This window comes from Halogeometricum pallidum JCM 14848, from assembly GCF_000337095.1.
GTDB lineage: Archaea > Halobacteriota > Halobacteria > Halobacteriales > Haloferacaceae > Halogeometricum > Halogeometricum pallidum.
The window spans coordinates 24,409-46,424 of sequence record NZ_AOIV01000011.1; the positions used below are offsets into that span (position 1 = coordinate 24,409).

20 protein-coding genes and 5 pseudogenes are annotated in these 22,016 nt (G+C 57.8%); 12 read left to right on the plus strand and 13 right to left on the minus strand.

Features of this window, described 5'->3' with window-relative positions:
• Positions 1–53: 53 nt before the first annotated feature.
• Entirely contained in the window at positions 54–929 is an 876-nt protein-coding gene (locus C474_RS06335; protein WP_008385035.1) for a CPBP family intramembrane glutamic endopeptidase, read from the minus strand.
• A 247-nt stretch (positions 930–1,176) separates the two neighbouring features.
• The gene (locus C474_RS06340) at positions 1,177–2,082 is read right to left on the minus strand and encodes a winged helix-turn-helix domain-containing protein (RefSeq protein WP_008385037.1); all 906 of its coding nucleotides are present in this window, start codon (positions 2,080–2,082) and stop codon (positions 1,177–1,179) included.
• Positions 2,083–2,272: 190 nt separating this feature from the next.
• On the opposite strand from C474_RS06340, the gene C474_RS22995 reads away from it, so the two are divergent.
• Positions 2,273–2,725 (plus strand): type II toxin-antitoxin system death-on-curing family toxin, encoded by a 453-nt coding sequence (locus C474_RS22995; RefSeq protein WP_008385040.1) that lies wholly within the window; start codon positions 2,273–2,275, stop codon positions 2,723–2,725.
• On the opposite strand, the pseudogene C474_RS23645 reads toward C474_RS22995, so the two are convergent.
• Positions 2,697–2,858 (minus strand): annotated as a pseudogene (locus C474_RS23645) (DUF7342 family protein); the annotation flags it as partial. The gene C474_RS22995 and the pseudogene C474_RS23645 sit on opposite strands and share 29 nt — an antisense overlap.
• Before the next feature lie 73 nt (positions 2,859–2,931).
• Here C474_RS23645 and C474_RS06345 point away from each other — a divergent pair.
• The 4 genes and pseudogenes from C474_RS06345 to hepT all read left to right on the plus strand — a co-directional run bounded on the left by C474_RS06345 (position 2,932) and on the right by hepT (position 4,404).
• Entirely contained in the window at positions 2,932–3,273 is a 342-nt protein-coding gene (locus C474_RS06345; protein WP_049916767.1) for a hypothetical protein, read from the plus strand.
• Positions 3,274–3,343: 70 nt separating this feature from the next.
• A pseudogene (locus tag C474_RS23405) lies at positions 3,344–3,469 on the plus strand (DUF6735 family protein); the annotation flags it as partial.
• Positions 3,470–3,553: 84 nt separating this feature from the next.
• Positions 3,554–3,985, plus strand: a complete 432-nt coding sequence (locus C474_RS06350; protein ID WP_008385048.1) for a nucleotidyltransferase domain-containing protein — start codon at positions 3,554–3,556, stop codon at positions 3,983–3,985.
• Between the two features lie 128 nt (positions 3,986–4,113).
• Entirely contained in the window at positions 4,114–4,404 is a 291-nt protein-coding gene (hepT, locus tag C474_RS06355; protein WP_008385049.1) for a type VII toxin-antitoxin system HepT family RNase toxin, read from the plus strand.
• 710 nt (positions 4,405–5,114) lie between these two features.
• Here hepT and C474_RS06360 read toward each other — a convergent pair.
• Together C474_RS06360 and C474_RS06365 are read right to left on the minus strand one after the other, a co-directional pair.
• Positions 5,115–5,918 carry an alpha/beta fold hydrolase gene (locus tag C474_RS06360; RefSeq protein ID WP_008385051.1) on the minus strand — a complete coding sequence of 268 codons (804 nt, stop codon included), beginning with the start codon at positions 5,916–5,918 and terminating at the stop codon, positions 5,115–5,117.
• A gap of 469 nt (positions 5,919–6,387) precedes the next feature.
• Positions 6,388–7,620, minus strand: coding sequence for a right-handed parallel beta-helix repeat-containing protein (locus C474_RS06365; protein WP_083861959.1), 1,233 nt, complete (start codon positions 7,618–7,620; stop codon positions 6,388–6,390).
• 480 nt (positions 7,621–8,100) lie between these two features.
• On the opposite strand from C474_RS06365, the gene C474_RS06370 reads away from it, so the two are divergent.
• A complete protein-coding gene (locus C474_RS06370; protein WP_152421611.1) occupies positions 8,101–9,114 on the plus strand; it encodes a winged helix-turn-helix domain-containing protein in 1,014 nt (337 codons plus the stop codon).
• A 385-nt stretch (positions 9,115–9,499) separates the two neighbouring features.
• Here the strand turns inward: C474_RS06370 and C474_RS06375 are convergent, their stop codons facing one another.
• A complete protein-coding gene (locus C474_RS06375; protein ID WP_008385057.1) occupies positions 9,500–9,883 on the minus strand; it encodes a DMT family transporter in 384 nt (127 codons plus the stop codon).
• Between the two features lie 204 nt (positions 9,884–10,087).
• Here C474_RS06375 and C474_RS23490 point away from each other — a divergent pair.
• Positions 10,088–11,154, plus strand: a pseudogene (locus C474_RS23490) (FAD-binding oxidoreductase).
• Between the two features lie 279 nt (positions 11,155–11,433).
• The gene (locus C474_RS21255) at positions 11,434–11,850 is read left to right on the plus strand and encodes an SWIM zinc finger family protein (protein WP_083861960.1); all 417 of its coding nucleotides are present in this window, start codon (positions 11,434–11,436) and stop codon (positions 11,848–11,850) included.
• Between the two features lie 74 nt (positions 11,851–11,924).
• Here C474_RS21255 and C474_RS06385 read toward each other — a convergent pair whose 3' ends face one another.
• Together C474_RS06385 and C474_RS06390 are read right to left on the minus strand one after the other, a co-directional pair.
• Positions 11,925–12,359, minus strand: coding sequence for a PIN domain-containing protein (locus C474_RS06385; protein WP_008385061.1), 435 nt, complete (start codon positions 12,357–12,359; stop codon positions 11,925–11,927).
• Positions 12,360–12,611: an AbrB/MazE/SpoVT family DNA-binding domain-containing protein gene (locus C474_RS06390; protein WP_008385063.1), complete on the minus strand. Its 252-nt coding sequence runs from the start codon at positions 12,609–12,611 to the stop codon at positions 12,360–12,362.
• 182 nt (positions 12,612–12,793) lie between these two features.
• On the opposite strand from C474_RS06390, the gene C474_RS06395 reads away from it, so the two are divergent.
• From C474_RS06395 to C474_RS23005, 3 genes and pseudogenes are all read left to right on the plus strand, one after another.
• On the plus strand, positions 12,794–13,297 hold the full coding sequence (locus C474_RS06395; RefSeq protein WP_008385065.1) for a hypothetical protein: 504 nt from the start codon (positions 12,794–12,796) through the stop codon (positions 13,295–13,297).
• 3 nt (positions 13,298–13,300) lie between these two features.
• Positions 13,301–13,360: pseudogene (locus tag C474_RS23650) on the plus strand (DUF7568 family protein); the annotation flags it as partial.
• Complete coding sequence (locus C474_RS23005) at positions 13,351–13,623, plus strand: DUF7568 family protein (protein WP_449404848.1); 273 nt, start codon at positions 13,351–13,353, stop codon at positions 13,621–13,623. The pseudogene C474_RS23650 and the gene C474_RS23005, both read left to right, overlap by 10 nt.
• A gap of 111 nt (positions 13,624–13,734) precedes the next feature.
• On the opposite strand, the pseudogene C474_RS21265 reads toward C474_RS23005, so the two are convergent.
• Positions 13,735–14,012, minus strand: a pseudogene (locus C474_RS21265) (IS200/IS605 family accessory protein TnpB-related protein); the annotation flags it as partial.
• Positions 14,013–14,299: 287 nt separating this feature from the next.
• On the opposite strand from C474_RS21265, the gene C474_RS06400 reads away from it, so the two are divergent.
• Entirely contained in the window at positions 14,300–16,162 is a 1,863-nt protein-coding gene (locus C474_RS06400; protein WP_008385069.1) for a cation:proton antiporter domain-containing protein, read from the plus strand.
• Between the two features lie 360 nt (positions 16,163–16,522).
• Here C474_RS06400 and C474_RS06405 read toward each other — a convergent pair whose 3' ends face one another.
• From C474_RS06405 to C474_RS06420, 4 genes are all read right to left on the minus strand, one after another.
• Complete coding sequence (locus C474_RS06405; RefSeq protein WP_008385070.1) at positions 16,523–18,802, minus strand: amino acid permease; 2,280 nt, start codon at positions 18,800–18,802, stop codon at positions 16,523–16,525.
• Positions 18,799–19,236: a universal stress protein gene (locus C474_RS06410; RefSeq protein ID WP_008385073.1), complete on the minus strand. Its 438-nt coding sequence runs from the start codon at positions 19,234–19,236 to the stop codon at positions 18,799–18,801. Before C474_RS06410 ends, C474_RS06405 begins: the two co-directional genes overlap by 4 nt.
• Before the next feature lie 162 nt (positions 19,237–19,398).
• Positions 19,399–20,178, minus strand: coding sequence for an Lrp/AsnC family transcriptional regulator (locus tag C474_RS23495; RefSeq protein ID WP_049916768.1), 780 nt, complete (start codon positions 20,176–20,178; stop codon positions 19,399–19,401).
• A gap of 472 nt (positions 20,179–20,650) precedes the next feature.
• Positions 20,651–21,943, minus strand: a complete 1,293-nt coding sequence (locus tag C474_RS06420; protein ID WP_008385078.1) for an RNA-guided endonuclease InsQ/TnpB family protein — start codon at positions 21,941–21,943, stop codon at positions 20,651–20,653.
• Positions 21,944–22,016: the final 73 nt, after the last annotated feature.

Genomic DNA, 22,016 nt, shown 5'->3' on the forward strand with positions numbered 1-22,016 from the left:
TCGTCCCTCTATCGACCGCTCAGAGAGACGCTGCTCTGCCGCTGTATTCGTGATCACGAGCCTCCACCACCAACGTCGGCCGTTTTCGGAATCGCACCACGAGCGAGGACTTTACGACCGTAGTACGCGACGATGGCAAGAGCGATGGCGGCGTATACGACTAAGTGAACGACGGTCACGATACCGACCGCACGCTCGTTGATCACCCCGTCGATGAGAATCTCGTTGGGAACGAGTGGAATGAGCACGTCCGCCGTGTTAGCCATTGCGTGGAGCACCATCACGATGAGGACGCTCCCGGTGCTGTTGTACGCCCACGCGAGGATGACAGACAGGGTGAGGATTCCACCGACCCACCCGACCTGATTGACGAGGGGGAAACTCGAATGTGGAGTGACTGGTGCGAGAAAGTACGGGAGATGCCAGCCAGCCCAGACGACCCCGATAATGAGACTCGCGTTGAACGCCCCGTACCGTTCGTTGAGCCTAGCTTGAGCGAATCCTCGCCACCCAGGCTCCTCGTTTAGGCCGCCGCTGAGTACGAGGGTGAAGAGGAATAGCCCTACGAAGAGCAACGGTGACGGGAGCGCCCGTCCGAAATCGATGGGACCTCGAACTGCAAAGATACCGACCGCAATTAGCGCCGCCGCGACGAGCGGAAGGCCGAGAGCAACGAACCACCATTTCCATCCCACGCGCCACTTCGTGATTTGGCTCGCCCACTCTCTGACGTCGTCGCCCCGCAGCCACGTCACTACTGCCGCACTTACTGGAGGGCCAAAACTCCCGATATAAATGAGAATTGCCGCGGTCCAACTCGGCTCCATGAATACGGCGGGGGCAGAGATGATCCACGTATACGCGTACGCCCCGATGAAGAACGACGCGACGGGATGTTCATCAATCAACGAGTGGCGGAGCGGGTGCATAGCCGATTCTTCCCCGGAGACCGGATAAATATTGTCATGTGGATTACAATTTGGCAAACAGATTACTCAAACACGTTTAAGTTGATAGATTGGGTCGAAGGCGTGTCAACTCCAACTCTCAGTCTACATCCACTGACAGGGTTGGGTTTCTCATCGCTCCATCACTCGCGTGCTGGTTACTCGCTGTAGAATACTGCTCTCTATGGAATCATACCCAGATTCGTCGGTGAGAGATCTCGCTTGCTCTCTATCGAAGCTCGGTCTTCTGTAGAACCGTAACCGAGAGCTGATGATCGACTGCTAACCTCATCTCCGTATCGTCGAGGATGATCTCGACTGAAGCAGCGAACGGCTCCTCTGCTCTCACAGTGGTGTTCCAGTTTTCTGCTGTCGTGTACTCGAATAGCTCCCAGAGAGGGGTATCGAGGAGGGAGACACCGTGTTGCCAGAAGGCTTCGATAACCACCGGGTGGAACGCAACGACGACGTCGATAGGAAGGGAGACGGTGAACCAACATCTGCGACATTCGTTAATTGAGACTCCCATGGAATGCTCTTCACGCTCTAACTGCTGGATAGTGGTTTCAAGCAGCCCATAGCATTCGGGACAGACGCCTCCTCGTACGAAGAGGTACTTCGCCCAGATACCGTAGCCAAAACTGTCGACGATTTCTTGCGTAGATCGCTCCTGAGCGATACTCTGCGGGAAGAGATCGGAGACGATGGGTGTTACGCACTTTCGGCACTCCACAGTGAACCGACCCTCGGCTGAGTCTGCATTAAGTGCCCGCGCACCACAGTTTGGGCAGGCCCCTTCGACAGCCACAGGACCGAACACGTGAGACGGCTCGTAGAGCCCCGAAAAGAGGGCACGACGAACTTTGTCACCAGCGTACGTGAGCTGATATCCGTCTTCGGTTTCGATGATGAATCTGTCGACAAGCTGTTTGAGATGGTAAGAGAACTGCGACGTGCTCTGGCAACTCACGACGTCGTACAGTTGCGTAAAAGACATCGCGGACGTCTCCGCTTTACCATCGTATTTCCTCTCGGCCAACGCGACGAGAATCTCCAGCCGCTGTTGATTGGCGAGGGCTTCGATGCTCTTGATAACGCTTTCGTCGATATCAGTTGCAGGGTCCTCTGAGTCCATTATCTACGTCGTCTGTCCCGGAAGCCGTGAACGTTTGGAACAGCCGTTTAGGGTCTCTACAGTTAATCTGGGAGTATCGCAGGATTGAGTCGACTGAGATCGAAGTATGTCGCTACAACCGTAACCCAAGGCCACGTTGATCTTCTCTCTTTGTTGTTAGAAGTGTTACTATCGCTCTCACTATTCACGCTTGGCCGTCGTCCATACCGTCGACCATATCCAAGAAGGCCATTTCGGTCACGCGCCCGAGTCGCTCCACGAGAAGTCATATCAGCTGCTGCGACTCATTGCGGCGAATCGTCCATTTGTCGATAGCAACAAGCGAACGGCGCTTATGTCGACCCGAATTTTCTACGCGTTGAATGGCCGTCGCTTTAACTACGACCGGGAGATCAAAGAGATCCTGAAAGCACTCGCGACAGATGAGAGCAGTGTCGATGAGGGCGACGTGATCAACCTCGACAAGCACGAGGAAATCTACGACGAACTCGCAACCGAATGGGACGGAACACTTCGAGAAGGTCGCGGTCGAACTCCGGGAAAAAGCGGACGAGCAGTCCTGCGAGTAGCTGTGTCGCCCTCGATGACATCCGCAGGTTCGAAGATCACGAGAATTAGTTTGTGGCGCGGTCAGCCACGTTGATCCGCTGTTCGCGAGCGGCTTCGACATCCGAGTAGAGTGCCAACGCGTGCTTGATTAAGCGGCGGTCTTCCAGATTCTCCTCCCAGAGCGTAATTACGTCACGGCGTTCGTGAAGTTCGGCACTTGCGAGATCTTGACGCTCCTCCTCAATGATGTCGAGACGTTCGAGTGCAAAATCTCGGTTTTGACGGAGACGAACTGGGGCAATCGTATCGGATTCGCAGGCAGTCCGCGAACTGTGCGAGAACCATTGCTTCGGGAAGCTCAACTGGGAGACTACCGAGGAGGGTGAGCTCACTATCAGGGGCTATGATGATTTCGAGGTGTATGAGGCCCAAGAGAACAGCCTTCCAGACTACGAAGGTGGAATCGTGACCCACGAGTTCCTCCGGACACTCGCCAGCTATCTCGAACCAGATGAGGAATTCGATATTCAGACGGCTGGGTTCACGAAGTGTCGGTTCCCGGTGCTAGCCAAACGGCACGTCGTTCGCAACGATGAGGTCCTCCACGCAGACCTCAGTTCCCACGAGCCGATTAAGCGGTAGTTGTTTTTCATCCCCCAAGAGGGGGTGTGGGGCGATCCAGCATGAGCATCGTCCCGTGAGGTGACTGAAGATGGGACATCGCGCACTCATTGCGTACGAACGTATCGATGGCACGTACACGCTCCACTACTCCCACTGGGGAGCTGCGAACCTCAAACTGAAGCACCGCATCACAGCGGAGACGCCGTTCAGTGGGCGGTTTATACTAAACGTCGTCTTGGTCCGCCATACAACCCAATACGGCGGAATTCTTTTGTAACGATACGCCGTCGATTCACGTATGAGCAAGGGCGACGGGGATTCGGCACTGTTCGCCTCTCTTGAAGAGTCGGCGTGCTCCGACCCGGATGTCAAGTTCGCGGTCGCATTCGGGTCCCAAGTCACCGGAGAGGCGACTCGCGCATCCGATCTCGATATTGCCGTCAAATTTTTCGACGATCTCTCGGACAGCGAACGGTTCGAGAAGCGGTGTTTCCTGTCGGGAGATCTTCAGCAAGAGGAATGGCCCTTCATCGACATCTCGGACATTGAAACGCTTCCTCTTGACATCGCACACGACGCTGTCAACGGGACGTTTGTCTGCGGTAATAAGGACGCGTTTGAGCAGTTCAAGGTGGACATCGAAGCGACATTCGGTGACCAACGTGACGACCTTCGCCGCCAGCAGCGTGCCGTGATCGACCGGATCGCGGAGGATGGACTGCGTGGCTGATACGCGAGTCGTCTCGATCAAACTCGAACATATCGAGCAGTACCACGGCGAACTGATTGAGAAACAGGAGACGCTATCTCGCGACGAATTTTCTCCGGAACACAACTGAACAGCGTGCTGTTGAGCGGATGTTCGAGAACGCTATCCAGGCATGTTCCGACCTCGCCCAACACATCGCAACGCGCGATTTCGGATACGACGGGAGTACCGCTAAGGAAGCGGTTCGCGTTCTGTACCGGGAGGGCGTTATCGAGGAACAGACGATGACGACGCTCGTCGCCGCGGTCGGGTTCAGAAACGTCCTCGCACACGAGTATGGGCATGTCGATGTGGAAGAAGTGTACGAAACGCTTCAGACAGGACTCACGGTGTACGATACATATAGCCGGCAAATCGCATCATGGGTTCGAGACGAGTAGATATACGCAGAAGTTGAGGTTACGGGCTCTGCTGAAATCCTCTGTCGCTGAGAGTTTATTGAGGCCGTGCTGAATAGAAGGCACGTATGTATAACAGGTATCCGAATTAGTCGGCCGGACGAGAATCATGACGACGGCAAAAAGGGGTCGAACCGTCGGGCATCTTGATTCGCCGCCGACCTGCACAGCGAGATTCAGTCGCTCGTGACCTTAGCCGAGGCAGTCCTCGTCTGTTCGCCGATCGGAGGTAGCGCCCGAAGACGACCCACGCGAGTCCGTACAACAGGAACGACCCTGCCCACGGGTCGGCGCCCTCTCCCATCACGTAGGTCGTGAAGGCGATGGCGAACGGCAAGCCGACGGGCAGTGCCGCGACCAGTAACCAAGCGCCGAACCGTGGCGTCGTCGCAACGTCGCTCCGAAGTATCGCGACACCGAAGACGAGTGCTCCGAGAAAAGCAACGAGCCATCCGAGTAGGGTCGGGATAAAAGCTACTCCGGGGCCGTATTCCGCTATCGGGAGCGCCACTGTCGCGATGACCGCACCTACATCGAGACCGCGAAATCCGTCGAATTTCGCGGTGTCCACGTCTTCGACTTCGAGGACGAGAAGATCGTTCGCTGGACGTCCTACGCCGATACGGCTCTGTTCAATGCGGCTACAGAGAGCTGATCGACCGATTCGACTCCAGATCCAGCGTACGGATTCATCACAGTGACTCGATGAAATCGCTCAGGACCCGATTGAACCGGTCGGGCTCTTCAACGGTGATACAGTGCCCGCTCCCCTCGAAGAGTTCGAATCTCGCGTCTGGAATGAGTTCCGCAGCGTACTTGACTGAAGCAACGCTTCGCCATTTCTCATCAGCGCCCGCACAGACGAGAGCGGGGATATCGACACTCCGTAGCAACTCGCGGTAGTCCCGAATGAATGACAGCCCGAAGAGTAAGGCTCCCTGAATCGGCGGTGGCGTCCGGGATCCTTCGTCAAGGATGAGGTTCCGGAGTTCTCGGGTCGGCGGGTCTTTCAGTAACGCCTCGGCCTCCTCGTCAAGAAGGCCAATGGGGTCCTGCTGGATTGCATCGATCGCCCCTTCGAGATCCTCGGTCCCGTACGTCCCGTACTCGTAGTCCCCTCGTTTCACTGGAGACGGCTCCATGTCGATGTCTACGATCGCCCGAAGCCGGTCGGTTCCGAACTGATGGATATACTCCCACGAAATGAGGGCACCCATCGACCACCCCACGAGGACGATTCGGTCGAGATCGAGCTCTTCGAGGACGGTCTGTACGTCGCGGGTGTATTGGCCAAGGGTGTGACCGAGTTCCGATTTCTCCGACCGGCCGTGTCCTCGGAAATCGACGGCGATCGTCCGATACTCGTTCGAGAGCCCCATCAGCTGCGGCTCGAAGTACCGGAGGCCAGCCGTTGCACCATGGAGAAAGACGATCGGTTGCCCCTCACCGTGGTCCTCGTAATAGAGATCGGCTCCGTTGCACTGGATGAGGGGCATATGACTGAGATAGTATGGGAGTTCGGATAGCTGTTCGTATGAACTCACCCTCTGTATCCGTCGCAGAAATGCTGAGAGAGGGCTGAGTAGTCATACCGGTGATGGACTCGACGCAGCGCATCAGCCGTTCTGTCCCCGAGATACGGCTGTATTTTTGTGCAGTCGCCAGATCGCCCCACCCTAGTAGAGTTGGGGGCAGCACCGGGGCGACGCCTTTGTACGCGTAGCTACCGGCGGCGGTGGCTCGCAGACAGTGTGGATAGACCCGAAAGGTTTGCCTCGCTCGCGACAGCCTGCACTCATCTATTGATTGTTGACTGTGACGGGAAATCCATCGTAGCGGTTGGCAAAGCGTTCAACATACAGTTCCAACTGAAGTGAGAGATCAAACGGAATGAGCCGAGCCAAAGCCCTCGGCGCAAAGAGACGATTGCACATCCGACGACATCGGCCCCCGGAGCCACTCAGGTTACCGCACACAGGTGACTGTAACCTCAGGAGCGACTCCGTCGCCGGCGGTCGCCTGGCGCTCAATCTCAGTGCTGACCGACGCGACGGTCGACGCCGAACAGGGGCGGTCGACGAGGAAGTGCAACTCGATCGAGACGCCAGTGGCGGTAAATGAGACAACAGTCGAACCCGCGATGACCCGCTCGACGACGATGCTAGCGGAGTCCAGCCCAACGATTGTCCAGTCGTGGTTCCCGAAGACTCGCACGTCGCGGAGCGTGGTGTTCCGAGCGTCGACGGTCAGCAGCCCGGCCGTGCGTTCGACGCCGACAGCGCCGGGATCGCCGACCGTGTTCGAGATGGTGCTGTCGGCCACAATCACTCCGTCGGCCCGCAGAACCGCGATGCCGGCGATCGAATTCCGGTCAAGCGTGCTTGCGGTCACGGTAGTCCCGTCGGCAGCGATCACTAGAATCCCGACGGCGTTGTCGGAGGCGACGAGTCCCACAGTGACGACGTCGGTGCTGTCGGTGACGAACAGCCCGTCGCCGTGGTTTCGGCTGACGGTCGTCGCCTGGATGGACACGCGGTCGGACCCATTGACGACAATCCCAGCCATCCAACTGGCGTCGACGGTCACGGCGTCGATTGTGACGTCGGTCGCGTTCTGGACCACCAGACCGTCCCCAGCGCTGTCAAGGATCGTGGTCGACATCACACGGACGCGAGAGACGCCATCGATAACGACGCCAGTGACAGCATTCGTCCCGGTGACGTTGACGACCGAGAGGTCAGCGCCGCCGGTCGCTCGGATGCCGCTATCGAACCCCTCGAACGAGAGGTTCGCGATCGTGACGTTCGAGCGGCCGCCGGTGACGACGACCGCCTCGCCGAACTGGTCGGGCGTCGGCATACCGAGGGCCGCGCCGTACGCCCGGGTGCTTTCAGCGACGGTCAACGCGTGGCCCCGGCCGTCGAGAACGACGCTGTCAGCCTCGACGTCCAAGCAGGTGTAGGTATGGCTCACGAGGTCCGCGACGAGGTGGTATCGCCCCTCCTCAGCGATCGTTCGACACGAATCGATCGGAGAACTCGCTCCTGCAGTCACGGGAGCGGAGATTCCTGCGAACTGCGCGGGATCGACAGTCAACTGTACCGACGCAGGCGCCGCGCCCGCGGGAGTGAATTGGACGACGAATACCGTCGCAACGACGAAAGCGACAGACAGGACCTGATTGGGTGTGGGTGACATGGTTGTGTGAGCGACCAATGGGCGCGGTCGTGTTCGCTGGCCGACCAGTGTATCCACTACTCAGCGTGAGTGATCGCCGCGCTCTGGAGACCGAGGAGTGATCGTCCCGACAGTCGGAAACGACCAGCATCGGCCCACTGGCGCTACTACAGAAGAGGTCGCATCAGGCGATAAATGTAATTAGAATAATATTTCTATGAGGTCGACAGTAAGAGGTTCGGTCGACGGGTTATCCGGTCGACAGCCTCCGAACGACCGGGTCACTATCAGATTTGTACCGCGGTTCTCGGCACCCTGAACTTGATCCAGTCCGCTCAACCAGTGTCTATCGGTGGCGAGTGCGCTTACAGAACTGCGAGGAGACGCCTACGACCGTTAGTCGGAGGAGATGGTCATTAAACCGGCCAGCCGACCGAGTACAACCGGACGTTTTCGGTCGGGCGCAGCAAACGCTTTGCCCGTATCGCGCGTGTATATCGCATGTCTCGGAATCGTGTGGGTGAGAACCCGGAGAAGAGTATCGATGAGGGAGCTCCCAAAGAGGGTTCTGGGCTGTCGTTCTCCGAGACGGTGGCGACGGCCATCGCCAGTCTGGCCAGCGAGACACGACTCAGAATCCTGCTGGTGCTCTGGGACGCACAGGATCGGCCGCTGCGGTTCGGCGAACTCCGGAAGCGCGTCGGCGTCGCAGACCCCGGTCAGTTCAGGTACCACCTGCGGAAGCTCGAAGACCAGTTCGTCAGGAACACCGCAGAGGGATACGACATCACGAACGCCGGCGTGAACGTCGTGTGGGCCGTCCGATCCGGGGACCTGACTTGGAGTGGGGACGTCGATCCGTTTCCCATCGACAGCGTCTGCCCAGCCTGTAGCGCGGGACTGTCGCTCCGCTACGAGGAACAGATGTTCTTCGTCATCTGTCCCGACTGCGGCCGGACACACGAGATGGCGCCGTTTCACCCGAGCGGTCTGGTCGGTCGAACTAACCGGGAGATACACGCGGCGTTCGAGCGGGTGAGCCACGGTCAGTTCGAGCTTGGGGCACACGATATCTGTCCCCGGTGTTACGGAACGGGGTCGTTCACGCTCGTCACCGACGAGAACGCCGTCCCGACCGATCTGCGCGAGGAACTGTCGGCAGCCGAACTGGCTGACCTCACCCGCTACGATCTCCAGGAAGGAATCGCGTCGGTCGTCTGGACGTGTTCGCAGTGTGGGCTGTGGATGGAGTTCCCGCTCGCAGTGTTGCTGTGTCACCGGACAGCCGTCGCCGAGTTCTATCGCGATCACGGAGTCGACGTCGACGCAGTCCCGGCGCGGGACCTCCCCAACCACCTTGGCGACGTCGCGATTACTGTGACGGAACTCGATCCCCTCTCAATGCTGGTCACCATGACCAAAGACGACGAGACGCTAACCGTCTCTATCGACGGCGGGTTCGCCGGGGTCGCGACCGAACGAACGCCAGCCGACTACGGTTCTCCAGCGTCCTAACCACGAGTTCAGGATCGTACGCTGGGCCGATACGGTGCGTTCGGGAGGGCCATCGACACCTGTGTGATGTATAGCCGACGGTGCATACAACAGCGAACCGACCGGATAGAGGACAAAAGTGCTGGGGTGTTCGTGTAACGGGCTATCGACGGGCCGTACGACAGGTTCGAAACCACGGAGACGACCGGTGATTTCCAACCCACCCGCATCAGGGTCAACCTTTCACTTTGAGGACTCTGTGCACTTCGTATGAGATGACCTGATAGAATATCGATAGTTCGGTCGTAGCTCTGCACGACACACTGCACGTATCCGGCACATGTCCTCTATTTCACTCACTTACACCCAGAGACCCTTTCAGATTCCCGTCTCAGCGCTAAGTGCGCTAGCCCCGTGTCCGGACCCAGGCGTCCCTGACGCTCCGAGATAGTTCGGACCACTTGACCACAAGGAACCCTCCGAAGATCACCAGAAACCCGGCTAACGTGACCACGGGCAAGTGCTCTCCCAGCCACGCCCACCCGACGATCGTGGCGACGATGGAGACGACGTAGACCACGAGGTTTGCTTGGTGGGGTCCCACCTGGTCGAGCAGCGAGAAGTACGCCACGAAGGCCATCGTGGTGGCGACCACCGCGAGGTAGAGGTACGAGCCGACGAACGTCGAGGCCAGAGTGACTGCCTGTGGTTCGCCCGACAGGATACTCCCGGCGTGGAGTACCGCGCCGCCCAGGGCCAGCAAGAGGACCGTCGTCGTCGCTGCGGGCATATGCGATCCCGCTCTTTCGGATCGCAATTGACCCGAGTGTGACGCCCGTGATGGCCGTCAACACCAGCAGCTTTCTCCGGAAGTCGTCGCTGAACAGCGCCTCGGGAGTGGGGCGAACGACGAGGGCGACCCCCACTAGGCCGATGAGGACGCCGACCAGTGCCCGCCGAGAGAGACGTGGGCCGATGCCGTGGAGTTTAGAAGATATCACCTCAGAAAATCGAGATACTCGCAGAGTTCGACCACGAGGCACAGGCGTTCGGCCTCGCCACGCCCGTCGGATACAATTCGACGACGGGAATCTCCGGCTTGACGCTCGGCGGGGGTTTCGGCTGGCTCTCCCGTCGATACGGTCTGACCGCCGACAATCTCCGCAGGGCGGACGTGGTCACGGCCGACGGTCGTCTCGTCCACGCCAGCGAGGACGAGAACTCCGACCTCTTCTGGGGGCTCCGGGGCGGCGGCAACTTCGGTGTCGTCACGTCCTTCGAGTTCGACCTCCACGAGGTCGGTCCCGAGGTGCTCTCGGGCCTGCTTGTCCGTCCGTTCGACGATACGGCCGAGGTGATGGCCGCCTACCGCGAGTTCGTCGCCGATGCCCCTGACCAGATCACCGCTTGGATGGTCATCAGGCACGCGCCACCGCTATACCGTTCATTCCGGAGGTGTGGCACGGCGAGAAGGTGCTCGTCATCGCCGTCTATTACGACGGTGCTCTGACCGACGGCGAGACAGCCCTGCAGCCGCTACGGGAGATCGGCAAACCCATCGCCGACGCCATCGGCCCCCACCCGTACGCTGGCTGGCAGCAGGGGTTCGACGGCTTGCTCACCCCCGGGTCACGGAACTACTGGAAGTCCCACAACTTCGCCGAGTTCACCGATGGGATGATCAACACCTTCGTCACGTACGGTGAGTCGCTGCCCACACCGGAGAGTGAGAGTGCCATCGCCTAACTCGGCGGTGCGATCAACGACATACCCGTGGACGCGACGGCGTACCCCCACCGGAACGCGGAGTTCCTCATGAACCTCCACACGCGCTGGACCGATCCGGCCCAAGACGACGAGTGCATCGCCTGGACCCGTGAGCTTCACGAGGCGATGGCTCCTCATGCCACCGGCGGCGTCTACGTCAATTTCATTCCCGAGGAGGCGGGCGAGGAGCGTGCTGCCTACCGCGAGAATTACGACCGGCTCGTGGAACTGAAGCGGAAGTACGACCCGGACAACCTGTTCCACCGGAACCAGAACGTCGCGCCGACAGCCTGACCCAGTCACCGAACTGGTCATCATCGGCCGTCTTATCTGCTGAATACACCCTCTCAGCCTTGTTTAGACGCAGTACAGATGGTCTTCTACTGTCAGTATTAGAACAACGGAATTGGGCCAAGAGGTACTCACAGGCTGGTTTTGTTCTTCCGGCATAGCCACTAAAACAGAGCCAGATTTCGGTACTGCAGTCGAAGTGCCCCACAGAGCATCAGCATCGGTGAGAGTCTATCGGCGCTGTGAGCTGTGCAGCGCTGCGTACAAGCGCTGAACTCACCGATGGATCAACTACTACCCGCAGATTTCGAGCCGACGAATCGTGTCCTCAAACGAGCACAGTACGAAGCCTTCGCGTTTTCAGTTCTCGACGGTGACATCCGCGTTCGCAACGAGAGCCACGAGAACCCAGCAACCCACGAGTACCTCGTTACCGCTGTCGACGGTATTCCGGTCATTTGTGAGTGCCCTGCCGACGCGACGTACGAAGGCCCGTGCAAACACCGGGTCGCTGTCGCGATTCGGCCTCGAATCCTCGAGTTCGTGACGAAAGTGCAGGTCGTGGCAGACGGCGGAACCACAGCTACTGACCACTACGAACCTGCTGAGTCGGATCGGTGTGAGTGCGAGGAACTCAACGACGGATTTCCCTGCTGGAACTGCGTTCGGACTGGTCGAAAAACGCTCCCTGAGACGTAGGTATACACGCGCTGGTCGCGTCACCTTCTGTACAACTGATATCGTATTGAACCGATTGTGTATTCGCTCCTACCTTACTCTGGCTGGTAGGGATCCGTCGCCGTGTCGAGGCGATACACCTCCGTGGCGGCGTCGAAGTCATCGTCGAATGCGTAGAGATATCCGAGGCCTTCAGTCTGCATGTACGCGACAATACAGGCGTCGACGAATGAAAACCGCTCGTACTGCCGGAAGAGTGCCTTCCCAGTCGCGAAGGCGTCGCCAGTCAACGAATCGATGTGAAAGTGGGTGTTCTCTTCGACACGATCCAGAAAGTCGATAGCAGCTTCGTGACCAGCGTGTGTCGTCAGTCCGTTCAGTGTCTCGGCAAGAACGTAGTCAAGAATGACCGCTTCTGGAAGCTCAGCAGCATCAATGCCTTGGAGAATGGGAAGTGCGTCATCATGTGCGCCATCGCGGCGATATGCTGCGGCGAAGAGAACAGATGTATCGACGAGTGCTCGCGGCATTTAGTTGATGTCGACGCCCCACGCATCGTGATCGGTTGTCACGTCGGTTTCTTGGCTGCCGTCGTAGCCGGTGAAGTCGCCAAATGTCCCGCTTCGCTGCTGAACGATTTCGACGCGGAGAGTACCGTCGCTTTCGATGTGCCAGCGGAGCGTATCACCATCGTCAATATCGAGTTCTCGACGAATTCGAGCAGGGATATTCGCTTGATTCCCAGAGACCTTACTTTCGGAGTCGACGCTGTCACTGCTCATATTCCAACTGATGAGACCGCGCTGTATAAACGTAGTGTGCATGCACACTAACGCCTGAGACGAACGATCGTCGTCCGGAGCGACGGGTTGGGAGTTAAACAGAATCACACCAGTACGTCCGCGGTCGTTTTTCTGCCCCCTGAGGGGTGCGGGGTGCAGACAACGTGCCTCGCGGATTACCGATGGCAACGAGCGACATCTACGACAGTGGCTTCGACGAAGACGTATCGACACACGACGACGCATTGGCCACCGGAAGGACGGTGTTCGACCGACTGGTCGGCTCAGACCTATGCTCCTGCGCCGTGTTCGACTACTACGTGACGTTCGAGGAGGGAGATACGACAGTCGCAGGCAAAGCGCGGTGGGGCGACCTCCCAACTGCGGTCCCTGTTGACTCCGACGACGGCCAAGACTTGCTCGAACGTGGCTGGGAGGCGACGAAGCAGGAGTTCGAACACAATCTCGAACGAGTCGAGGAAGCCATCAACGAACTCTCTGACAAGGAGATCATGCGCGATGAGGATCTCGCCCGGCACGCGTTCCACCAGGTCGGCGCCTACGACGGGCCGACAGTGTTCCTGTACAACGAGTACGCGAACGGAATTCGCCACCACGAGCAGTTGGATCGAATCATCGAGGAGAGCAAGGAGCTCTGGATCGTGCCTGCTGACGTCCATTTCTAAGCGATGCCGCTAATCACCAACTGGCGACGCAAGAGCCGGTCGCCGACGCTCGCATATCGGAACACCGAAACCGATGCGCGAGCCATCCTGCATCGATCGCTAGACCTGTACCGGTTAAGTGGTGTGGGACAATTCTCGTCGACGGCTACCCTGTGTGGTCGCGGGGGTACGAGACGAAAGGCTCAACGTCCTTCCATGACGTGTTCCGGCAGCCGTCGGCTTCGGAACTCAGCTGTCCGGCATGCTCGAGCGACGACGTCCTCATCGGCGAGAAGTCAGCAGACGGTTCGAAGGTCCAGCGGTGGTACGACTGGCCCCGACTGTAGGTATGAATTCCTCTCTCACGCATTGTCTACGGCGCCGCACGGTGAGTGGGTGAGGGCCTACTGGGCCCTGTTTTTCGGCCGGGCAGAAGATGGTAGCTCGGTACAGCCGAAGCATCGGAACGCCGCCTGTGAACTTTGAGAACCGGTGTGACCGTAGGCGTGACACGTCTGACTCGTGTCCGCTGGGCGAACCGTACCGAGATTCCCGCTTCGAGGGCTTTGTCCTCGATGCGTCCGGTGAGACGGGCGAACGCCCAGTTGTGGAGACGGCGGTTCATCCATTTCCCGTAGTCGAGATGTTCGCGGATGTACGACAGGTCTTCGAGGACAATAACCGGCGTCTCGAACTGTCGGGCGTACTCAACGGCTTCGCGGGATGTCTTCTCCAACTTGAACATCGAGTGAGCGAGGAAGAGTACGGCTGACTAAGCAAAGTAAAAGACGCACACGGTCTGACGGGGCGTGGACTCGTCATTCAGGGCGAAGACGTTGGATACCGAGGTACGAACGCGATTCCTCCCCGCCGTTCACATCCATATCTCTCTCGACAGGCCTTGAAGACGAGATGACAGAGCGAATGTAGGACACCACCAGCACTCTGGACTGGCTGAAGTCAGGAGGCCTCTACCCCGTATTTATACTCCAGCATCGATATAATACGATTGGTGTTTGATCTGTGACTGCTGGGGGCGAGCTTCTCTCTCTCGTTGTAATCATCCTCGGTCTCGGTGTGGTTGCTCAAATCCTCTCTGACCGACTTGAGATTCCGAGTGTGTTGTTTCTTATTCTAGCCGGGATCGCCGTCGGTCCAGAAGGGCTCGACCTCGTCGGCTTGAAATCATTCGGCGGACCCGAATCACTCTCAGCTGTCGTTGGGCTCTCGGTCGCAATAATCATTTTCGAGGGAGCGTTTCACCTGAAACTCGATAAGCTACGTCAGGCCCCGCGTGAGGCCTTTCGCCTGGTGACGCTCGGGGCAATGTTCACATTCGTTGGAACCGCTGCTGTCGTTCGATTTGCCCTCGATGTCCCATGGTCGTTATCTTTCCTGGTCGGAGCGCTCCTCATCGCAACTGGTCCGACGGTGATTACACCAATTTTGACTGTTATTTCTGTCCGCGACCGAGTCGGAGCCGCGCTCGAGACAGAGGGGATCGTCAACGACGTCACGGCTGCGATTCTCGCCGTTGTTATCTTTGATTTAGCTGTCGCCGGAGGGACCAGCCTTCGGCAGCTTCTCGAGTCTTTTGTGTCCCGACTCGGGATAGGTGTTCTCGTAGGTGTCGTCACAGCAGCAATAATTTGGTACCTTCTCAAGCACGTCGACCTGTCGCCGTCGAATGCGGTTCAGAATGCTCGATTGGTGGTGTTGATCGGCGCGATTGCGACGTTTGGCATTGCTGAAGCGCTCGCATCAGAAGCGGGGATCGCTGCAGTTGCGACTGCCGGTGTCCTCCTCGGAAATGCAGATCTTCCGTACGAAACAGAGATTGAAGCGTTCAAGGGTGATATCACGCTGATTGTCCTCTCGTTCGTGTTCATCTCGCTAGCGACCCTGTTGACCTTCGACGAACTTGCCTCGCTTGGGGTGGGTGGAGTCATCGTTGTCGTGGCTGTGACGCTGTTGATTCGACCGATAGCTGTCGTGATCTGTACTTACGGAACGCGGTTCACGTTCCGTGAACAGCTGTTCATGAGCGCAATCGGGCCGCGTGGAATTATCCCTGCGAGTGTGGCGACGCTCTTCGCACTCGAGCTTCAATCGACGAATCCCCAACAGGCGACGGTTCTCGTCGGGACGGTGTTTCTGGTCATCCTCGCGACGGTCGTGGTCGAAGGTGGCTTTGCCCGACACATCGCACAAGCACTCAACGTACTACCCATGCGAGTCATCATAGTTGGCGCTGGCCGCGTCGGACGCGGCCTCGCCGAACGACTGGAGGACCGAGGCGAAAACGTCGTCATCATCGATACCGATCAGCAAGCCGTTGAAACAGCACGGAGTGCTGGATTCGCTGCCCATCAGGGTGATGGGACTGATACGAGTGTTCTTCAGAGCGCCGGGATCGAGAACGCGAAGATCGTCGCGGCAGCGACGGCCAACGACGACGCGAACCTGCTCATCGCACAACTCACGAACTCGAAATTTGATGTCGAGACAGTCATCGCCCGAGTGAACACGCCGGATAACGTCGAAGCATTCGAGGAGCTCGGTGTCCGCGCGATTTCAGCGAACGATGCGATCGCTCACGAAATGGACAACGCGATCGAGAGGCCTGCACTCTCGGAATGGATGACGGAACTCGGTCGGAGCGGTGACGTCCAAGAAACCGAAGTGACCGCGGATAAGCTGATTGGAAAATCTATCCGCGAACTCGATGAGTACCTCCCGGATGGCGTCTTGATCGCACTCGTCAGTCGTGATGGAGATTCGCAAATTCCCGAACCAGATCTGACGCTTCAGCACGGCGATCACCTAACGTTCGTCGGACGGCGTGACGCCGTTCACAGCGCAATTGAACAGTGCCATCCCCAATGAGTGTAGTGTCTTTAAAAAGGTCGAGAGCCACAAAGACAGCCCCCTCTTATCGAATCCCTCGAGAGCGGACGTACTGACAAACACAACAAAATATGCGACCGCCAGCGCATCAGCGACGAGGGACCGGTTCAGAGGGCTAGCCGAGCCAACGTGTACATCAACCTGTGTGGTTTCGTCATCAGCTAACATCTCCGTCAGTGTCTCGCCGGCGTTCAGCACCAGACAACCGAACTCGTCGGCGCCTGGTTCGCCTGTCTTTTGTCGCATCCAATGGCGACTACTCCGCTGCCCGACAACCTCGCGATGTCGATAAGTGGGCTTCCAATATTGTGACCTCGGGTAGAGATGATATCATTGTGATCATACCTCTAGTCTCTGCAAGAGGGCCTGCCGAACAGACATCGGCGACTCCTCGGGACCTCGTGCCATCACAACCGTCTGACTGACTTCTTCGCCAATGGTCTCTGGGAGAGACCCGAACACGGCTTGAGAGATTGCACCGGACCGGGTCGCACCGACACAGATCGTGTCGTACTCCTCAGCCGCCTCGAGGATCGTTTGTTCGGTATCTTCAGCAACCGCAACCCGAGTTTCGTACGACATATATTCGATTCCAGCGCGTTCGACTAACTCCGAAATCACCGCTTCACCACGCTTGGTGGGAGACACATCCTCGTCACCATCCGTTTCCGGAGACTGTACGTTGAAGAGCGTTAGCGAGGACTCGTCGTCGGCTGCGGCGACGAATTCAGCAGCACGCCGCGCCGCAATAGGCGCGTGGGGTCCCCCACCGGCGAGGACCATAATATCTCCTTCACCGCGTCCATCCTCGGGACCGAGTTTGACGAGCGTCGCATCACACGGCGCGCGTCCGATAACCGGGTCAATCGTCGACCCAAGGATGTGTTCATGCCGGCTTCGAGTACCCTGCCACCCGAGAACGACGTGATCTGCGTTTTCCTCTTCGATGACGTCCAAGATGGCGGGACCAGCATTACGGCCGGCAATCGCTCGTGTCTGGAGCCCGATATCGAGGTCCGCAGCAATATTACGAGCGGTATTCAGTAGTTCCCGTTGGCGTTCGACTCGCTCTTCCTCGAAGGCGAGATCCTGCGAGAGTGAGGTCTGGCGAGGGACTTCGATAACGTTCACAACAATTATCTCCGCATGTACGTCTTCGTGGGCATGTGCGCTGGCTGCAGCCATTCGGAGGAGGTCGCGTTCCGTTTCCGGGTTCGCGACCGGCACAACCACACGGTAACCAACTTCCCTACTTGCCATCGGGGTGGGCTTAGGCGCGATGGCCTCTCCAACGAGGCTCTCGCTCAGTGCTCGGTCACGTGCGTAGAAAAAGTACCACAGTACGCCGAAAACGATGATAACGGACCCAACAGCCTGGACAATGAAGCTCATCTGGACGAGAATCGCCAGACAGGCCACGAATCCTAGAATCGGGACGATGGGATAGAGAACGCTCGGAATTTCGAACGCTGGATTGTATGTCTCCGGATCCGCCCGACGTAACACGACGACAGCAATGTGAACAAGGGCGTACGTTACGAGATACATGAAGCTCGCCACTTCGGCGAGAGTCCCGACTCCGACCCCGACCGCTATCAGAACTAAGGTAACCACGCCGGTCGCCGAAATCGCACGATACGGCGTCCGAAATCTATTGTGAACCTCATTGAGCCAGTTGACGAGAATTCGGTCCCGCCCCATTGCGAAGTTGACGCGAGCGGCCGAGAGGATGCTTGCGTTAGCGCTCGAGACCGTCGCGAGGACGGCGCCGACGATCATTAGCAAGGCACCGAGCGATCCCATGAACTCAGTGGCGACATCGGCGACCGGAATCTGCGAAGTGGCGAGTGCGCCAATCGAGAGCGTCCCGGTCGAGACGTACATCACACCGACATACATCAGCGTCGGTGTCACCACAGCAGCGATCATCGCCAGCGGGAGGTTTCGACTCGGGTTCTTGATCTCCTCCGCACTGGTCGCGATGACCTCGAACCCGATGAACGTCACGTACACCGTCCCGATGGTCGCTGCGACAGCGGGCCAACCGTTGGGATTGAAATTCTGGATGGTCGGTTCACTAACGATCCCTAATCCGAGGAACGCGAGAATGAGACCGACGAGTGTGAGGACGATAACGTTCTGGAGCGCTCCCGTCTCTTTGACCCCGTAGTAGTTCACACCGGTCAACAGTGCGGCCATCACGAGCGCAGCGACGGTTATCCCGAGCTGACCCCATCCGGAGAGGAACCCCACGTACTGTCCGAGCCCGGGGAGGAGATACTGACCGAACCCGATCATATAGAATGCGCTCGCGAACGTCAATCCGGCCCACATCCCCCAGCCGACGATACTCCCGAAGAACGGTCCGAGCGCCCGATTGACGTAGTAGTAACTACCGCCGGCCTTCGGCATCCCCGTCGCGAGTTCGGACAGCGAGAGCGCAGCCAGCAACGAAACTAATCCCCCTGCGAAGAACGAAACCATGCTTGCGGGACCGGCCTGCTCGGCGGCGATACTCGGGAGGACGAAGATCCCCGCGCCGATCATCGTCCCGAGACCGATCGTATAGGCTTCGAGGAAGCCGAGGTCCCGTGCGAGTTCTTGTTCGGAATCGCTCATTTTCTCGTCTCCTTTTCGTCCTCACTCGGGGGATTGGGTAGTGCGATGACGGGGCGATCCGCTTCGGTGATCAGTCGGAGCGACTTGTCCCCTGAGAGAAACTGCACGATGCGCGACCCGCCACGAGGCCGAAAGACGATTGCGCTCGCATCGATACCAGATGCGACATCTAGGATTCCATCGACGACATCTCGCCGATACGCCACTTCGACGTCTGCCCTTGGGAATTTCTCGTGGAACGTGGCGAACGACTTGTCGGCCATACGCTCGGACTGCTCGACCGGTGTTTTGTCCGGGACCCCCTCGCCTTTTTCGATCACGAAGAGGATAGTGACGTGCTCGATATCGTACGGTTCGAGGGCGCGTGCCGTCTCTCGAGCGTCCTCCTCGTTGGCAACTGGTACGACGATCGAATCGGTGAATGCTCGGCTCATCGGTTTACTCTAGTTCGTAGCAACTGATTTCGTCTGATTCACACAGCGGACACACGACTGCATCGGGGTCGAGTGTGTTTCCGCAGCTTCGGCATTCGTACACCGCAGAATCTCGTGTGATGAAACGCCGGACGCGTTTTGTGATCGATGTCATAGGGAGTATTACTGTCCGGTAATTTCGGACTGCAGCCCGCGGAATGCTTCCAGCTCTGCTTCGGTGTTGGTGGTCCGGGAGAGAACGGTGACGATGTCGTCTGACCGAATGACGGTATCTCCGTGGGGAGTGATCTCTTGGTCATCTCGTTCGATTCCGATGACGAGCGTGTCCTCGCCGAGAACGCCTCGACTGCTCGCTTCTTCCAACGAGTGATTCACGATCGGAGCGTCGCTGTTGACGGACATCTCGACGATGTTCGCTTGTCCTGTGAGTGCGATGAAATCGTTCGGAGCGTCAGTTTGTCGGTGTCCGTTCGGATTGAACGGGGTATAGGGACTGAAGAACTCGTCTTCGACGAGGTTTTCGTCTTCGATTTCGATACCGAGTTGTGAGAGCCGTCGAGAGACCCGTTGAAGGTCGTCAGTGTTGTCCCCGACTGCGACAACGTGGAGATTCTGACGCCCAGTCATCAGCGTCCGTACGTTGACGACTCCCGAAATCGCCCGCGCTCTCTGAGCAAGCGCCTCGCGTTCGGGAATCGGTACGTTGCAAATATAGAGGTTCGTGAGTTTTCCTCCCGCTCGCTCGAAGTCGACGTGTGCGGTATAGCCTCGAATTATCCCTTGCTCTTCGAGATTCTGGATCCGATTTCGGACGGTAGCACCAGATACGCTGACGGTATCCGCGATCGCTGCGGCGGTCGTCTTTCGTCCCTTCCGCATGAGTACATACAGGATCCGACGGTCGATTTCGTCGAGTCGATAGTCCGTATCTGAGTAAGGCATGTTCACTCACCGAACCCCGTTTCGGTTATACAAACTAACGTGTGACAGGTTCACTTAATAGTTGCTAGGTTGGGATGGAAATTCGTTTTCCAAATTCACCCATGTTCACAGATGAGATTTAATCCACCCTCATAGTGGAAAAATTTAGACTCATCCAGTTGCAAACACATCCCGATGACCGACGGAGATGCGGAAGAAGTCAGCTGGATCTCAGCGAAAAGATCCAGATACGCCGAACTCTTGGTCCTCTCTTCGATCTGAGATTATCGGGATTCACCTCGCGTTGGTACCTCCTATCGCGTACATCTTCAGACAACTAGGAATCGTGTTTGGAGAGCACCCGTCGTCATCAAAATGGCGTATTGCGTGCAATTGCTTCTTCTCGAGGCGAGACACTCTCCCTCGACTTGATCCTTCTCTAGGAGTTGTGCTGTTGAACGTGTCGGGTGTATCGGACGTGAACTACCCCGCTCTACTCAGCAACGCTTCGCGTTGCTTCCTTGAGAGCGGGGCTTCCTGCTTCTGTGACGCGACTTGCATCCACGACGATGGACGAATTCTCGTCACCATCGGTAGACCCAGCGGTCGCAGTCTCCACAGGCGTTACTTCGGAGTGAACCACTCCTAGTTTCCGTAGTCCCCTATCGAGAACGTTCAGAGCTGCGTTCCAATCCCTACCAAGTTCGAACCCACACGCCGGGCACGAATGCTCTCGAACCCACAACGGCTTCTGAGTCTCCACACCACACGACGCGCACTCCTTGGTCGTTCCACACGGGTCAACCTGCACGACGTGACATCCGTTCTTGTCACCGTGGTGTTCGAGTATAGTGATGAAGTCGCGCCAACCCACTTCAGCCTTGTTCTGCGCGTTCTCCTGAGATTCGAGCATCCCCTTCACGTTGAGGTTTTCGACGAACACGGCGTCGTACTCTCTCGTGTAGAAGTGCGCGAGCTTGTGTTTGAAGTCGCGCTTCTTGTTCGACATCCGATCGTGGACAGCCGCAACGCGACGCCGTTGTCCCTCCCAATTGTTCGACTCGTACTCTTTTCGGGAGAGTGAGTGTTGCTCGCGTTCGAGTCGGTCTCGGGCGTCAGACAAGTTGAGTCGTCCTATCGAACGTCCGTCAGAGTCGTGAATGAAGTTAAGTACCCCGAGGTCAAGCCCCACGGTGTCCTCAGCGTCGACGTCTTCAGCATCCGGTTTCTCGGGTTCTTTGGTCTTGATACAGAACGAGGCGTACCACGCTCCCGTGGGTTCTTTCTTGAGCGTGACTTCTTTGATTTGCTTGTGGTCTGGAAGGTCCCGGTGAAGACGGATGGGAATCTCGCAGGTTTCTTCCTTGAGCTTCTTGAGTATGAGGAGGCCTCGACCGTTCGGACCACTCTTCTTGTCGAGTTCGAAGCCCGATTGCCGGTACGTGAAGCTCCGGTACTCACGCGGTTTCTTCCAGTTTAATGACCCCGCTTTGTAGCCCTTGGCTTTGAGTTTCCCAAGATTCTGGATGTTGTCTCGGATTCGCTCGATGGCCTTCTGGAGGACTGTGGAGTAGACCTGTTTGAGGTCTGGCCACCAGTCTTTGAGCGCGGGGAGTTGGTCTCTGACCATCCAGACGCGCTGGCGGAGCGTTCCTTCGTTTTCAGGTATCTGGTTGAACTCGCGGAGCGCGTGGTTGTAGGTTTGTCGCACGGTGTTTCGCGTCCAGTCCATCGCGCCGCGTTGCTCCGTAGTGGGGAGTAAGCGGAAGCGAGGGCTGTACATCATGCGACGTGCCAACCCGTACGAATTGAGTCGTAATGATATTGATAGGGTATATGTGACTCGTGCGGGCACTGTA